General features: G+C 73.6%; 13 protein-coding genes and 1 riboswitch. Of the genes, 3 read left to right on the forward strand and 10 right to left on the reverse strand.

All coding sequences use genetic code 11. The features are described 5' to 3' along the window. The first annotated feature begins 47 nt into the window (after positions 1-47). Positions 48-1,448: a polysaccharide deacetylase family protein gene (locus HLI28_RS15920; RefSeq protein ID WP_171246602.1), complete on the forward strand. Its 1,401-nt coding sequence runs from the start codon at positions 48-50 to the stop codon at positions 1,446-1,448. A 44-nt stretch (positions 1,449-1,492) separates the two neighbouring features. Here HLI28_RS15920 and HLI28_RS05995 read toward each other — a convergent pair whose 3' ends face one another. Both HLI28_RS05995 and HLI28_RS06000 read right to left on the reverse strand, forming a co-directional pair. Further along, complete coding sequence (locus HLI28_RS05995) at positions 1,493-3,223, reverse strand: acyl-CoA dehydrogenase family protein (protein WP_171246603.1); 1,731 nt, start codon at positions 3,221-3,223, stop codon at positions 1,493-1,495. A 72-nt stretch (positions 3,224-3,295) separates the two neighbouring features. Continuing rightward, positions 3,296-4,246: a ketopantoate reductase family protein gene (locus tag HLI28_RS06000; protein ID WP_171246604.1), complete on the reverse strand. Its 951-nt coding sequence runs from the start codon at positions 4,244-4,246 to the stop codon at positions 3,296-3,298. A gap of 146 nt (positions 4,247-4,392) precedes the next feature. Next, a riboswitch (cyclic di-AMP (ydaO/yuaA leader) is annotated at positions 4,393-4,553 on the forward strand. A gap of 19 nt (positions 4,554-4,572) precedes the next feature. Here HLI28_RS06000 and HLI28_RS06005 point away from each other — a divergent pair. Next, a complete protein-coding gene (locus HLI28_RS06005; protein WP_171246605.1) occupies positions 4,573-5,514 on the forward strand; it encodes a M15 family metallopeptidase in 942 nt (313 codons plus the stop codon). Positions 5,515-5,526: 12 nt separating this feature from the next. Here the strand turns inward: HLI28_RS06005 and gtfA are convergent, their stop codons facing one another. Then, positions 5,527-7,059, reverse strand: coding sequence for a sucrose phosphorylase (gtfA, locus tag HLI28_RS06010; protein WP_171246606.1), 1,533 nt, complete (start codon positions 7,057-7,059; stop codon positions 5,527-5,529). Positions 7,060-7,252: 193 nt separating this feature from the next. On the opposite strand from gtfA, the gene HLI28_RS06015 reads away from it, so the two are divergent. Further along, complete coding sequence (locus tag HLI28_RS06015; RefSeq protein ID WP_171246607.1) at positions 7,253-7,474, forward strand: DUF2180 family protein; 222 nt, start codon at positions 7,253-7,255, stop codon at positions 7,472-7,474. A 9-nt stretch (positions 7,475-7,483) separates the two neighbouring features. On the opposite strand, the gene HLI28_RS06020 is transcribed toward HLI28_RS06015, so the two are convergent. From HLI28_RS06020 to HLI28_RS06050, 7 genes are all read right to left on the reverse strand, one after another. Beyond that, entirely contained in the window at positions 7,484-8,326 is an 843-nt protein-coding gene (locus tag HLI28_RS06020) for a DUF3626 domain-containing protein (protein WP_171246608.1), read from the reverse strand. Between the two features lie 11 nt (positions 8,327-8,337). Then, a complete protein-coding gene (locus HLI28_RS06025) occupies positions 8,338-9,414 on the reverse strand; it encodes a protein kinase family protein (RefSeq protein WP_343035691.1) in 1,077 nt (358 codons plus the stop codon). Next, positions 9,411-9,833 (reverse strand): NUDIX hydrolase, encoded by a 423-nt coding sequence (locus HLI28_RS06030; RefSeq protein WP_171246609.1) that lies wholly within the window; start codon positions 9,831-9,833, stop codon positions 9,411-9,413. Before HLI28_RS06030 ends, HLI28_RS06025 begins: the two co-directional genes overlap by 4 nt. Before the next feature lie 103 nt (positions 9,834-9,936). Next, positions 9,937-11,331 (reverse strand): patatin-like phospholipase family protein, encoded by a 1,395-nt coding sequence (locus HLI28_RS06035; RefSeq protein WP_171246610.1) that lies wholly within the window; start codon positions 11,329-11,331, stop codon positions 9,937-9,939. Next, positions 11,328-12,476, reverse strand: coding sequence for a ComEC/Rec2 family competence protein (locus tag HLI28_RS06040; protein WP_171246611.1), 1,149 nt, complete (start codon positions 12,474-12,476; stop codon positions 11,328-11,330). Before HLI28_RS06040 ends, HLI28_RS06035 begins: the two co-directional genes overlap by 4 nt. 1 nt (position 12,477) lies before the next feature. Further along, positions 12,478-13,020 (reverse strand): hypothetical protein, encoded by a 543-nt coding sequence (locus HLI28_RS06045; protein WP_171246612.1) that lies wholly within the window; start codon positions 13,018-13,020, stop codon positions 12,478-12,480. A 145-nt stretch (positions 13,021-13,165) separates the two neighbouring features. Beyond that, positions 13,166-14,776: an alpha-amylase family glycosyl hydrolase gene (locus HLI28_RS06050; RefSeq protein ID WP_171246613.1), complete on the reverse strand. Its 1,611-nt coding sequence runs from the start codon at positions 14,774-14,776 to the stop codon at positions 13,166-13,168. Positions 14,777-14,788 lie beyond the last annotated feature (12 nt).

Below are 14,788 nucleotides of genomic sequence, written 5' to 3' on the forward strand. Positions count from 1 at the left end.
TCGCGACCAGGGTGGCCACGGGGCGCCGTTGGCCGGAGGATCACCCTGTGAGCACCTCCGAGCCGACCGCGCCCGCCCCGCCGGTCCGTCGCCGCCGCGCCCGGTGGTGGTGGATCGGCGCGCTCGTCGTGCTGCTCGCCGCTGCGGTCGTGGTCGCCGGTGAGCTCGAGCACCGTGCCTGGGAGACGCAGGTCGCCGAGTACGAGGAAGAGGTCGCCCGTCTCACCGACGCCGCCGACACCTCCCGCGGACGGTCCGAGGACGCCTACGCGGACAGCCGCGAGACCCTCACCGCCGCCGTCGAGGACGGCCGGCCCGTGTACCGGCGGAGCGAGGGCCAGGTGGCGGACCCCGCGGTGCGCGAGCCCCTGGACGCCGCCCTCACGGAGGCGCGGAAGCTGCGGGACGCCGAGGTCAGCTACCCGGTCGAGACCCGCACGGTCGAGGCGGTCACCCGTCCGAACCCGTTCTTCCCGGAGACGTTGCCGCAGGTCGAGGTCGAGGTCGTCGACGGGTCGGACCCCTCGCCGGAGGCGCTCGACGACGCCGCCGCGGAGGTCCTGGAGACGAGCGACGCCGTCGCCGCCGCACGCCGCCAGTGGGCCGTCGACGAGCTGCAGCCCGCCGTCGTCCAGGGCCGTGACGCGCTGACGGACCTCACCGCGCAGGACGCCGACCTCGACCTCGGCACCCTCGACACGGCGGTCTCCGACGCCGAGGCGATGCTCGACGCCGGCGTCGACGCCGTGGACCCCGACGAGGCCGTGCGCCTGCGGGACACCCTGCTCGAGACGAGCACGTCGCTGTGGCGCACCCGGCTGGACCAGATCACCGCCGAGCGCCGTGCGGCGGCGCGTGCCGAGGGCGTCGACTGCCGGGTGGACAAGTGCGTCGCCCTGACGTTCGACGACGGTCCCGTGGCGCAGACCGAACGACTGCTGCGGATCCTCGACCGCAAGGACGCACCGGCCACGTTCTTCATGGTGGGCGACAACGTCGCCAAGAACCCGCAGATCGCCCGCGCCGTCGCCGACGCGGGGCACCTCGTCGCCAACCACTCGTGGAGCCACCCGCAGCTCACCACCCTCGACGACGCCGAGGTGCGCGAGGAGCTGCGCAGCACCTCCGACGCGATCCGCGAGGCGACCGGGTCCACCCCGTTCCTGCTGCGGCCGCCCTACGGTGACGTCGACGGCCGGGTCCGCACGCTCGCGACCCGCAGCGGGCTCGACGTCATGACCTGGAACCTCGACACGCTCGACTGGCAGACCCGCGACGCCAAGGAGACCCGCCGTCGGGTCCGCGAGCAGGTGGAGCCCGGGAGCAACGTGCTGCTGCACGACATCCACGCGACCTCGGTCGACGCCGTCGGCAAGATCATCAAGGACCTGCGCGACGAGGACTACGTGCTGGTCACGGCCGACCTGCTCGTCGACGACGAGGACTGACGCCCCGCGCCGCCCGGCCGGACGACGCGTCGGGCGCGCGCCGGTCAGCGCCGGCGGTGCCGTGCCAGCACCGCCCGGCAGTCGGTGCCGACCGGCAGCACCCCGTAGCCGGCGCCGCGGTCCTCCCCGAGCCGCGCGGCGACGAACGCCTCGGCGCTGCCCGACGGCGCGTGCCGCACCATCAGCGACGCCTGCAGCGCCAGGGCGAGGGACTCGACGACGCGGCGGGCCTGCGCCTGCTGCGCGCCGTCGTCGGACCCGGCGAGCTCGGTGAGCAGCCGCTGCGTGCGCGCGACGTGCGCGTCCAGGGCGGGGTGCGCCCCCGCCGTCGTGCCGAGCTCGGCACGGAACGCCTCGACCGACTCCGGCTCGCGCGCCATCGCCCGCAGCACGTCCAGGGCGATGACGTTGCCCGACCCCTCCCAGATGGCCATGACGGGCTGCTCACGGTAGCGGCGTGCCAGCGGGAACGCCTCGGTGTACCCGTTGCCGCCCAGGCACTCCATCGCCTCGAACGCGTGGTGCGGGCCGCGCTGGCACACCCAGAACTTGCTCACCGCCGTGGCCAGACGGCGGAACGCCCGCTCGACGTCCGTCTCGGCGTCGTACGCCGCCGCCAGGCGCATCGAGGTCAGCGTCGCGGCCTCGGACTCCAGCGCGAGGTCGGCGAGCACGGCCGTCATGGCGGGCTGGTCGACCAGGTGCGCCCCGAACGCGCTGCGGTGGTCCGCGTGCCACAGGGCCTCGGCGACCCCCTGGCGCATCCCGGCCGCCGACCCGTGGACACAGTCCAGCCGGGTGCGCGACACCATCTCGATGATGGTGCGCACCCCGCGGCCGAACTCCCCGACGAGATACCCGACCGTGCCGTCGAGCTCGACCTCCGCCGACGCGTTCGACCGGTTGCCGAGCTTGTCCTTGAGCCGCTGGATGCGGAACGCGTTGCGGGTGCCGTCCTCGAGGACGCGCGGCACCAGGAAGCACGTCGGCGACCCGGGCGGCCCGGCGTCCGCGCCACCGGCCTGGGCCAGGACGAGGAACGCGTCCGACATCGGGGCCGAGCAGAACCACTTGTGCCCGGTGAGCAGGTACGTCCCGGCCGAGCCCACGGGGACGGCCGCCGTGGTGTTGGCGCGGACGTCCGACCCGCCCTGCTTCTCCGTCATGGCCATGCCGACGAGCACGCCGGGTTTGTCCCCGGGAGCGGCCGGCGTGCCGTCGTACCCGGAGGACAGCAGGCGCGGTTCCCACGCGGCGGCGAGCTCCGGCGCGTGCCGCAGGGAGGGCACGGCCGCGTGCGTCATCGAGACGGGACACGCATGGCCGGGCTCGACCTGCGAGAACAGCGAGAAGACGGCGCCCCGCACGACGTTCGCACCAGGCCCCGGCTCCGCCCATGCGCCGGTGTGCGCCCCGCGCTCGACGGCGGCGGCGAGCACCTCGTGGTACGCGGGGTGGTACTCGACCTCGTCGAGGCGGCGGCCACGCCGGTCGTGGGTGTGCAGCACCGGCTCGTGGGTGTTCGCCCGCTCGGCCGCGTGCTGGAACGCCGCGGTCCCGACGTGCGCCCCGGCCTCGACCAGTCGCTCCTCGCCCCAGCCGCCGCCGAACGCGTGCACCGCCTCGCGCAGCACCGGGAAGTCCAGGTACTCGTTGACGTCGACGCGTTCCGGCGGCTGGTTGACGACCTGGTGGGTGGTGCGGGGTGCCGGGTGGCGCTGCGCGGGGTCCGGCGTCGCGACGTCCGGGGTCGTGGCAGGCGGACTCGCGGTCATGGGATCCTCCGTCGTCGTCGACCTCGTCCTCGAGGGGCCGGCTCCAGGATGTCCCCCCAGGGCACCTGCTCGCTACCCGGTCGCGTCGGCTCCCGTCGAGGCGCCCGGCGACGAGGTCGAGGACCGGCCGAGCTCGGTCACCAGCCGCCGGGTGAGCGGCGCGGGGACCTCGTGCCGGTCGGCGGCCCGCAGCACGGCACCGCCGATGGCGTCGAGCTCCAGGGGCCGCCCGGCCTCGGCGTCACGCTGCATGGACGAGCGCGCCTCCGGCGGGAACGTGTCGTAGAAGCGCAGGGCCGTCTGGCTGGTGTCGGGACCGCCGCCGGCCTGGCCGATCGCGGCGACCTCCGCGACGAGCGCCGCGAGGGTGTCGCGACGCTCGGTCCGGAGCGTCCCGATCGGCTCCCCGTGGTAGGTCGTCAGCAGGGCGAAGGGCGCGAGGAGCCCGAGCTTGCCCCACAGCATCGCCCCCTCGTCGTCGCGGACCAGCGTGGTGACCCCCGCGTCCCGCAGGATCGTCGCCGCGGCCTCGAGCCGGTCGGGGGGCGCGGTGCTGCTGGCCAGGTCCACCTCGACGAAGGGGCTGCCGTGCACGATCCGCCCGGGAGCGGTCCGGGTGGACTCGACGCGGATGACACCGGCGGCGACGGCCGCCGGCGCGAACCGCTCGCGCAGGGCGGCGACGTGCTCGACCCCGTTGAGCAGCGGCACGACGAGCCCGGCGGCGACGTGCTCGGCGGGGACCCGTTCCAGGGCCTCCGGCAGCGACGGGTGCTTGACGGCGACCAGGCACAGGTCGACCGGTTCGCGCAGCTCGGTGTCCGCCTCGACCTCGGCCGAGAAGTCCCCGAAGAAGCCGCTGGTGACGCGGAGGCCGTCGGAACGGAGGGTCGACGCCGTCTCGGGGCCGGCCAGGACGATCACGCGATGGCCCGCCCGGGCGGCCAGCGCTCCCACCAGCCCGCCGACGCCCCCCGGGCCCAGCACGGCGATCGTCGAACGACGTGACGTCCGTTCCGGCATCGTCCACCTTCTCCCTGCGAATCGGGTCAGAGGTTGGTCAACGTAGCGCACCCGTGATCTACCCGTGACAACTCGCGGCGGGAGGGATAGTGTCCACTCAGCTCACACCCCAGGTGAGATGTCCGAGGCGGGCGCCGAGCCCTGTCACCGCCCCGGAGCCGGACGACACGAACGACAGGGACGGGGGACCCACTCTCGGGCACCGCGGTGCCCTCGGGGTGAAGCCGCGCAGGGACGCCCTGCCGGCCGGGTCAGTCTCCGACCCGAACCCGACAGCTAACCCCGCAGGCGCCAGGAGAATGTTCGATGCGACCCCGCACCACCCGATGAAGCACTCGCGCGACCTGCCCGCGCTCCCCGACGCGACCGCACGACCCGCACCCACGAGGGCGCGCGCCAAGGGCCGGCACACCGCGAGCCACGCGGCCCGACGCCGCCGCACCGGCCCCACCTGGTCCTCGCTCGCGCCCACCAGCTGGCCGCTGAGCATCGGCCTGGGCCTCGCGGTCACGATGGCGACCACGACCGGCATGGCCGTGGCCTCCGGCACGACCGAGCTGCCGCGCGCCACGAGCCCGGAGGCCGCGCCCTCCGGCGTCCGCGCCCCGGGTGACGCCGCCGCCGACCTCGCGGCCGTGACGAGCGCCGCGAAGCAGGCGGCCCTGCTCGCCGACCGTGGCCAGGCCGCTTCCCGGAACGCCGACCGGGCCGCGCCGACGACGTCCCGCGCGGCCGGTGGCTCGGTCGGCGGCACCGTCGTGCCGGCGGACGCCACGATGTCCGCGGAGAAGGTCGCCCTGTCGGTCGAGGCGGCACCCGAGCCCCCGCCGCCGCCGCTGCCCGGCTGCGACGGCTACGCCAGCGGCACCGGGTCCAACGGGTACATCCCCGAGAGCGAGATGTGCACCCTGTGGGACGGCACGACGCGGATCCGCGCCGACGCCGGCGTCGCCCTCGCCCGGCTCAACCTGGCCTACCGCGTGGTCTTCGGCGAGAACATGTGCATCACCGACGGTTACCGGAGCTACTCGTCGCAGGTCGCGACCAAGGAGGCCAAGGGGTACCTGGCCGCCACGCCCGGCACCTCGAACCACGGGTGGGGTCTGGCCGTGGACCTCTGCCCGGAGACGTACTCCGGCAGCCGCTACGACTGGCTCCGCGCGAACGCCCCGGCCTACGGCTGGGACAACCCCGACTGGGCGATCTACGACAAGTACGAGCCGTGGCACTGGGAGTACACGGACGCCGTCACCGAGATGGGCGGCTGAGACCGGACGGTCTCAGTGCCCCACCGGGCCGCCGAGGTCGTCCGGGGCGAAGGCAGCGAGGTCGGCCGACGCCTCGCCCCGCGCACCGGAGGACCAGGTCAGGGTCCCGGCGCCGCTGGCCAGGTCGACCTCGAGGACGGCGACGGCGTCGGGCACCTCGACGCCGCGGCGCTCCATGCTCAGCACCGTGCCGTCGAGCGTCGCGTCGACGTCGCCGTCGAACGCCGGGAACGTGTTGCGGAACCGGCACAGGGCCAGCATCCGCCGCACCACCGGCGTCTCGAGCGCGGCGTCGATCTCCTCCGCCGTGTAGTGGTGGCGGTTGATGTCCCGCCCCACGCCCGTGCGCTGCAGGAGCTCGACGTCGTTCTCCCCCGCCAGCAGGCCGACGTAGTAGACCTGCGGGATGCCGGGCGTGAAGAGCTGGAGCGCTCGCGCGGCGAGGTAGCGCGCGTCGTCGCGGCCGAGCGCGTCGTAGAACGTCGAGTTCACCTGGTACAGGTCGAGGTTCGACGCCGCGGCACCCGTCGCCGCGGCCGACGCACCGCCGGTCCGCTCGTGGATCCCCTCCACGAGCGCGTCGATCTGGGCCGGGTCCAGCAGGCCGGGGCGCTCCGGCTCCCCCGGTTCGACGGTCTGGTCGGGGCCGACGTCGATGACCCCGATCCCGTCGTGGGTGTCGAGCACCGTGACGGCGTTGCGGGGACGTTCGCGCAGCCAGTCGAGCAGCGCCGCCCCGTCGCCGGTGTACAACGCGTGCAGCACGAGCGGAGGCAGCGCGAAGTCGTAGACGAGGTCCACCTCCCGCGCGATCTCGATCTGACGCCGGTAGTAGGAGTGCACCTCGACCAGGACGTCCACACCCCGCTCCCGCGCCCGTGCCGCGAAGTCCGCGATGAAGGCGAAGGTCTCGGGCGTCATGAAGCACGTGCTGCCCGGCGTCTTGACCGCGTACCCGACGGCGTCGAGGCGCACCTGGCGCACCCCGGCCGCCGCGACCGTGTCGAGGATCGAGGTGAGGTAGTCCTGGCCGAGCTCGGAGCTCAGGTCGATGTCGATCTGCTGGGGCGTGAACGTCGTCCACACGTAGCGCAGCGCGTCTCCGAGCCGCAGCGCCGTGAACGGCAGCCCGGGCCGGGGCCGGTAGATACGGGCCAGCTCCTCCTCCCGTGCGCCGTCCGGGAAGACCGACGACATCGTGAGGAACATCGGTGCCCACGGCGAGGCGTCGCCATGAGCGACGACGTCGCGGAACGCCGCGGAGTCGGCGGAGACGTGGTTGACGATGAGGTCGACCATCACGTCGTGGGTGCGGGACAGGTCACGCACGTCGTCCCACGTCCCCAGGCGCGGGTCGACGGCTGTGTGGTCGACGGGGTCGAAGCCGGCGTCCGCGCCGTCGAAGGGCGTGTAGAACGGCAGGACGTGCACGCCGCCGAACGACTCGGCGACCTCGCCGCGGCGCAGGAAGCGCGCCAGTCCCCGCAGGTCGCCGCCGAGCCGGTCGGCGTAGGCGATGAGCTGGACCTGGTCCGCGGTTCCCATGCGCTCACCCTCCGTCGGGTCCGCCGGCGTGTTCCTCGCCCGCCATCATGCGGCACCCCCGGCCTCCACGCCCACCGTGCACACCTCGTGCGTGTCACCCGGGCGCTGGGAGAATGGGTGGACACGACCCGCGGGGCCCCGGACGGCCGGCAGCGAGGGCGACGGAGCCTCGACACGTACCAGGAGATGTCCCATGAACTGCTTCGAATGCGCCACCGAGCACCAGGCCACCACCCCGGCGGTCACCGTCTGTTCGCAGTGCGGCGCCGCGTCGTGCGTCCAGCACACCCGGGTCGCGCACGCGCACAAGGAGGTCGGCTACTCCCCCGGGGCACCCAGCGAGCGTGACCTCGGCCGCCGGATGTTCTGCCCGACCTGCGCACCTGAGTCCGCCCACGCGGTCGAGGTCAGGTAGCGGCCCCGGCTAGGGAAGGGCGCCGCTGAGGCGTCCGTAGCGGGCCAGCAGGTGCCACACCTGCTTCAGCGTCTGGGGGTCGACGCCGTCGGCTCCGCGCCACGGCCCCAGCAGCGCGGGCGTCAGCTCGCCCTCGGCGGCGACGGACTCGGCGAGCCGGACCGGTTCCGGCCCCCGGTAGCGCTCGTCGAACGCGGTCGGGAGGGCCCGATAGCCGGGGTGCCACTCGACGGCGCAGCCGAGCCGCTCCGCCGCCGCGGCGACCGCCGTCCCGCGGTAGGACGGGTCCAGCACGACCGCCTCCAGGTCGCGGTCGACGCGGACCTCGCCGTGGACGTGGGCCTCGACATACCGGTCGAGAGGGTCGCGGCGCGGGTGCGAGCGCAGCATCGCCGTCAGGCCGGACCGGTCACGCGTGCCGAAGTCGTCCGGCGTGTGCGCGCTGTCGGGGTAGCAGAGCGTCGTCCGCTCCAGCACGCCCGGACCCAGTCGCAGGTAGCTGGAGCCGAACCGCGGCGCCGCGCCGTAGGGATCGCCGTCGAGCAGCAGCGCCCCGTACCGCGGGCGGGCGGCCGGGGGCGCGTCGTCGTACACGCCGCCGAAGATCCGGCTCTCCCACCGCCACCGGTCCCCACCGGGGAAAGCGGTCAACCCGCCGTTGCTGGTCCTCGTCTCGAACTGCGACCGGTAGACGCCCTCGCGAGCCACCGTCTCCAGCACCGACCCGCGCCCGGCCGGGGCGTCCGGGTGGAAGTGGAGCACCACCCGGGCGTCCGCGGGCAGCGGACCTCCCGCGGCACGGTCCCGGACGTGCTCGACCGCGCTGCGCCACCGCTCGTCCTCGGGCTCCATGCCGGCCGAGCCTAGGTCCTGGCCTGCTGCTCGAACCGGTGAATCGCGGCCCGCGGGTACGGCGTCGTCAGGCTTTCCTGCTGGAACCGGCGGTAGAAGTCCCCCGTCACGGCGGCCACCGGCGCATGGCGAAGCAGGCGTGCCGCCATCGGCGCCGGGGTCCCTGACGGGGGCACGCCCCGGGCGCAGCCCTGCACGAACGCCCGGCGCTCCTCCGGCCCGTGCCCGAACAGCGCCACGGACAGCCAGTTCACGAGGTGGGTGACGGCATAGGCCCTGTCGTAGCCCCGGTGCTCGTCGAGGAACACGGCCTCGTCCGGGCCGAGGTCGAAGGAGGAGGAGATCGCCAGACCGTAGTCGGCGAGGAAGAGTCGTCGGCCGTCGGTCAGGACGTTCTCGAAGTGGGCGTCGAAGTGCAGCAGCCCGTGGGTGCTCATGAACGAGATGCCGGCGAGCAGCTCGTCCTCGACCATGGCACAAGCCCGCTCGGCGGCTTCTTCGCCCGCCTCGACCTGCTCCCCCAGCCAGTCGTGCAGGTTCTGCGGGACGTACTCGAGGCAAGGCATCAGGCTCGCCGAGGACCGCTCCAGGGCCTCGATCCGGCGGCGCACGGCCGGCCCGCCGCCCCAGGAGGCGACGGCGCGCTCGACGTCGGCCAGCTCCTCGGGCAGGGGACGACCGGCATCCGGCAGCACCCGCCAGTGGTACGTCACGGGGAAACCCTCGTGGTCGCCCTCGAGCACCCACCGGGTCGTCAGTGTGTGCACGGCCAGCTCCCGCCAGGCACCGAACCCCGGCCCGCCGATCCTCCCGACCCCGTAGTGGCAGAACATCGGCAGTCCGAACAGGTTCGCCGTGGAGCCGACGTGCTCCGGCAGACGCTCGAGGTCGGTCAGGCGCAGCTGCTTGACGAACACGGGGTGCCCGTCGACCTCCATCAGCACGGTCTCACCGCCGATGCCGGATCCGACCGGCGTACCGGCGTCCACGCGCTCGCGCAGCTCGCGGTCGGTGCACCGCGACAGCGCCGTGGACACCGCCTCGTGGGCGACCATCCGCGGCCCCCGGGACATGTCGGGGTGCGTCACCCGGACGTCCCACCGGGGTTGCCCGCGTCCGTCGCCGCCACGAGCGGCCACCAGTGCCGGGTTCGCAACGGTGACGCCGGGTCGTCGACCGAGACCCAGGACCCCTCGCAGGTGGGTTCGCCGTCGGACTGCCAGACGCAGAAGTGGGCCCGCGGTAGGGGCCACGGGTACTGCTCGTCCGGTACCTCGACCGAGTTGCGCACGTAGCCGAGCAGGGTCGGTCCGCCGCCCTCCCCCACGACCGTCGCGGCCAGGCGTTCGGCGGTCGCGCGCCCGTCGCCGAGGTCCAGGACCTCCGACGTCGGAAGGTCCGGCTTCCCCGACCCCTCGCGAGGCACGACGAACACCGTCCCGCTCCGGCGGAGCAGCAGCCGCACCAGTCCGACCGGGACCGGCGGATCGCCTCCGGGGTCGAGCACGACCTCGGCCCGGCCGGCGGCAGGAAGCCACGGTGCCGTCGTCGGTGGACAGCAGCACGGAAGCAGCCACGCCAGGACACTATCGGCGACGGGGACCTGAACGTCACGCCGCGTCGGCCGACGGCTCCGGGTCGTCCAGGAGACGCTCGAACCGCTCGCGCTTCGGCAGATCGAGCAGCGGGTAGCCGTGCAGCACGTGCAGGTTGCACATCGCCAGCACGTAGGAGTGCTCGAGCAGGTCGACCGTCGCCGTCCTGCCGAGCTGGCGCAGCACCGTGGGGACGGCCGCGTTCGACTCCGCCCGGGCACGCCAGGCCTCGCGCGACTCGTCGTCGTCGCCGAGCAGGTCCAGCACGGCACGGGCACGGCGGGCCCGCTCCTCCTGGTCCTTCCGGAGGAACGCGTCGGCCACCCGGTACGGCGACTGCTGGATCTGGACGATCGCGCCGCGCTGCCCTCGCCCGGTGCGCTCGCAGTCGACCCAGTTGTGCACCAGACCGCGTTGACGTCGTTCGGTCGGCACCTGGTACATCACGCTGCTGGACCGCAGGAGGGTGAACAGCTCCCCCACCAGGAACCGGCGGGCGTACCGCAGCCGCCTCCAGCTCAACGCGGTGGTGGCGTTGACGATGACGAGCTCGTCGATGGTGCGGCCCACGACCGGCAGCTCCGGGGCCCGCTCCAGCCTCTTCTCGAGACCGTCGGGCCACTGGTCGGCCAGGTTGTCGTACACGCCGCCGTCGGTGAGCAGGAAGTCCTCGGCGACGCCGCCCTCCTGCGTACCGCCGTGAAACCCGTACGGTGCGGTCTTCAGCCGTCGCGGGGTGAAGGCGCCGGGCATCCCCAGGGAAGCCTGGACGGCGGTGGACAACCTCATGTCGTTCGTCGACCCCGTGCCCAGCCGGTGGGAGTAGAGGAACCGGGGGGTGAGGTAGAGGTGCTCGGCCGACTGCAGCTCGGTCGCGCACACGACGTGGTCGAGGGACCGGTCGATGTCCGCCAGTCGCGTCGACCGTCCGTCCCGCTGGAAGTGGGTCCGGGCCAACGCGCGGTCGAGGACGTGCGAACGGCGCTCGAACCAGCGGGCCGTGAGCCCCATCAGCACGCCCCCCGCCAGCAGCGTGAGCCCGGATCGCCAGGACAGCCCGTTGAGGAACACGAAGACGATGCCGGTCAGCATCGTGGCCACGGCGACGCCGGCCCCCACGAACACCGAGACCAGGTAGGCGTTGGTGGGCGGACCCCAGAAGAAGAGACCGGTGTCGGCGAGGTGGCGCACCAGCCGCCGGATGGTGCGGTCGAACCCGGGCGGGTCGACGGTCCTGTAGTCGGTCTCCTGCGCCACGACGGCGTTGGCGATCGACCCTCCGGACACCGAGGAGATCGCGGAGACCTCCTCGTTCTTGCCGCTGTCGACCAGATAGAGCAGCGCGCCCAGACCCCACGCCGTCGCGCGGTGCCCCCCGCCGGATATGGCCACGCCGATGTGCTGTGTCATCGGTTGTCGAGCCTACGGGCCTTCCGCAGTGCCGCAACGGATACCGACCGGCCGGGGGTGTCACCCAGCCGCCACACCTGGGGGCGACGACCCTCCTCCAGCACGGTGACCACGGTGCCCAGGGCACGCCCGTCGGTGTCCCGGTCGGCCGTGTAGTAGATCCTCACCTCCCAGTCCCTCTCCGAGCGCTGCCCCCCGGACCCGGCCCTCGGGTCACGAGCCTCGCGCAGGATCTCCTGCGCCAGGTCGTGCGGGAAGTGGTACCGGGGCGAGTCCGGGCCGCACGACACCACCGAGGCCCACGGTCTGATCCGTTCCATCAGCTCCAGGTTGACCCCCCGCTTCGACGCGTGGTGCGAGACCTTGAAGACGTCGGCCCGCAGCAGGTCGACGTCCCCCGTCGCCGCGGCGATCGCCGCCGAGCTGGCGGAGTTCGACTTCATGAGGAACGGGAAGTCCGTCAGCACGTAGGACCACGACAACGTCTGCGCGTCCCCGCCGAGCACGAGGGAGACCTCGGACGAGCTCTTGTCCACGACGTTGCCGGCCTCGTCACGGGTGACCACGCGCGCGGCGGGATGCTGCAGACGCATCGACAGGGAGGAGTCGTTGATCTCGACCCCGTAGGTGTCGAACCGGTTCCTGAGATGGATCGACGGGGACAGCACAGTGATCCCGGTCCGGCCGATCCACCGGCTCAGCCCCGACGCCGGGTGGCTGTACAGCAGCCCGGTGCGCCGCTCCACCTCCGCCATCATCCGGTGGAACGCACCGATCGGGTGGAAGTACCCGGGGTCCCAGAACTCGGCGACCCGGTCGCCCAGACCGGCCAGCACCTCGGCCATCGCGCCGATGTGGTCCTGGTGCGGGTGGGTGGCCACCACGAGGGCCACGTCGTCCACGCCGGGGAGCAGGCCCTCGGCCGTGAGCGCCGCGATCAGCGACAACGGCTTGTCCCGTCCGGCGTCGACGACGACGGCGCGACGGTGCTCCGCCACCGGGTCGGTCGGCAGCAGCACCACCTGGGCGTCACCGTCACCCACGTTGAGCACGAAGTGCGCCAGGGCGTCCGGTCGCTCCTTGAGCTCGCCGACGAGGTCGCGCGCGGTGAAGTGGTCCGCCGGGATGCGCTGCGGGACGGACATGTCACACCGTCGAGGCGGCCGCACCGGCCGGAGGACGGCGAGGCCCTTCCGGGGACGGTGGTCCCGAGGACTCGTGGGCCACGTCCGCCTCCCGCAGCCGCATCGCCGGGTTGACCGCGACGACCTGCGCCGCGTGCGCGGCACGCCGCGCCGAGGCGGTCACGTCCAGGAGCTGCCAACGCCGGGGGTCGTTCCACCGCGGGTCGTCACCGGCCCGGACCCAGAACACGTCGCCCACGCGCAGCGCCCGGTCGGGGGCCGGCTGCCCCGCCTGCGCACGGCGGGCGTCGACATGCCGCTGGAACGTCGACACCCGGAAGGAGCGGACCTGCGGGTGCTCCGTGAAGACCAGGTGTCCCACGCCGTCGACCTGGGGCCACCGGTCCAGCACGAGGATGACGTGCGCGGCCTCGAGATCGTCGACGACGGCGTACCGGTCGTCCGGGTCCGGTGCGAACCGCACCCGGTCGCCCTCGGGGGCAGGTGTCCACAGCCGGAGGGCGCCGTGCGCCTCCCCTCGCGCCGCGCTGCGCTGCTCAGACATCCCGGACCCCGCATCCCCGAACCCGATCCCCCGACACCTCAGGCTCTCCCCGTCCCGGTCGACTCGCAGCCCACCGGCCGCGAGATCACCCGGCGCCCGGGCTCGCCCGCCGCGCTCGTCGCCCTCCGGGTCGGCCGGTCGCGCGTCAGGGTCGGGTCACGGCGAGCACCGCGTGACCACCACCGGCGACCTCCACGACCCCGTCCTCGACCCGGACGCCGTCACCGAGGAGCATCGTGGCGGTCGTGCCCGCGAGCGCCGGGATCGTGGTCCGGGCCGCCTCGCGACGCGGGTTGACGACGACGAGGTGCTCGTCGCCGCGCAGGTAGACGAACGGGTACCCGACGTGCAGGACGGTGCGCGCCCCACCGGTGCGCAGCGCCGGGGTGCGCCGACGCAGGTCCACGAGGTCGCGCACGTGGTGCAGCAGCGACCGCGGGTCCGCACGCTGGGCCGCCACGGTGGGGCGGGCCGGGTCCGGGTCCTGCGGGAGGTAGAGCCGCTCGGCCGGCGCGGAAGAGAAACCGCTGTTCGGCAGGGCGTCGTCCCACTGCATCGGGGTCCGGCACCCGGCACGGTCGTACCCCGGGTTCCAGCGGCTTCCCTCCGTCTCGGGCGCGTCGGGCAGGTTGCGCATCCCGATCTCGTCGCCGTAGTAGATCGACGGGAGCGACCCCCACGTCAGCAGGAACGTGAAGGCAGGGCGCAGCTGGTCACCGGTGCGCGGCCCGGCCGCGAGCCGTGAGAAGTCGTGGTCCGCCGTCGGCAGGACGACGAGCCGGTCCGCGCCGGCTCGGCGCTCCCGCTCGTCCCACTCCCGCAGGAACGTCTCCAGCGCGCGGGTGCCCGCCGCCTCGTCGACGTCGGGGTCGAAGAAGCACGGCTCCATCGCCGCCGGGTCCTGCCAGGTCAGGTGGCCGGTGGCGCCGTTGTTGAACAGCGCGCTGTGCTCGCGCTGGATGACGAGGGCGAAGTCCGCGTCGAAGCCTCCCCGCAACCCGGCGTCGGCGGTGTTGTCGTCGTCGGCCTCCGGCAGCAGCACCGCGTCCGGGTACCGCGCGCGCATCCAGCCGGCGATCTCGCGCCACAACGCGGTGGTCGCCTCCAGGTCGGGGTCGTCCTTGACGAGCGAGAAGGCCAGGTCCACACGGAAGCCGGCCACGCCGCGGTCCAGCCAGAACCCGATGATCTCCTTGAGGGCCTCGCGGTTGCGCGTGGGGCCCGGGGCGTCGGTCGCCTGCCGCCACGGCTCGTCGGGGTGCGGTCGGGCGTAGCCGAAGTTCAGCGCGGGCTGGGAGTCGAAGAAGTTCTTCAGGTACCAGCCCTCGCGCGGCCCGGGCGACGGGACGAGCCCCGGCCCGTCGCGGTCGGCCCAGATGTACCGGTCGTCGGAGGGGTCGGCGAGGGACCGGGCAAACCACGGGTGGTCGATCGAGGTGTGTCCCGCGACGAGGTCGAGCAGCACCCGGATGCCGCGCCGGCGGGCCTGCTCGACGAGCTCGACCATGTCCTCGTTCGTGCCGTAGCGCGGCGCGATCGTCAGGTAGTCCTCGACGTCGTAGCCGGCGTCCCGGAACGGGGAGGCGAAGCACGGGTTGAACCAGATCACGTCCACCCCGAGCCACTCCAGGTGGTCGAGGTGGTCGATGACGCCCGGCAGGTCCCCGATCCCGTCGCCGTTCGAGTCGGCGAACGACTGCGGGTAGATCTCGTAGATGACGGCGTCCGCCAGCCATGCGGGGGTCTGACCGGTCATGTCGCTGCTCCC

Origin of the sequence: Isoptericola sediminis (assembly GCF_013085345.1) — a bacterium.
Taxonomy (GTDB): Bacteria; Actinomycetota; Actinomycetes; order Actinomycetales; family Cellulomonadaceae; genus Isoptericola; species Isoptericola sediminis.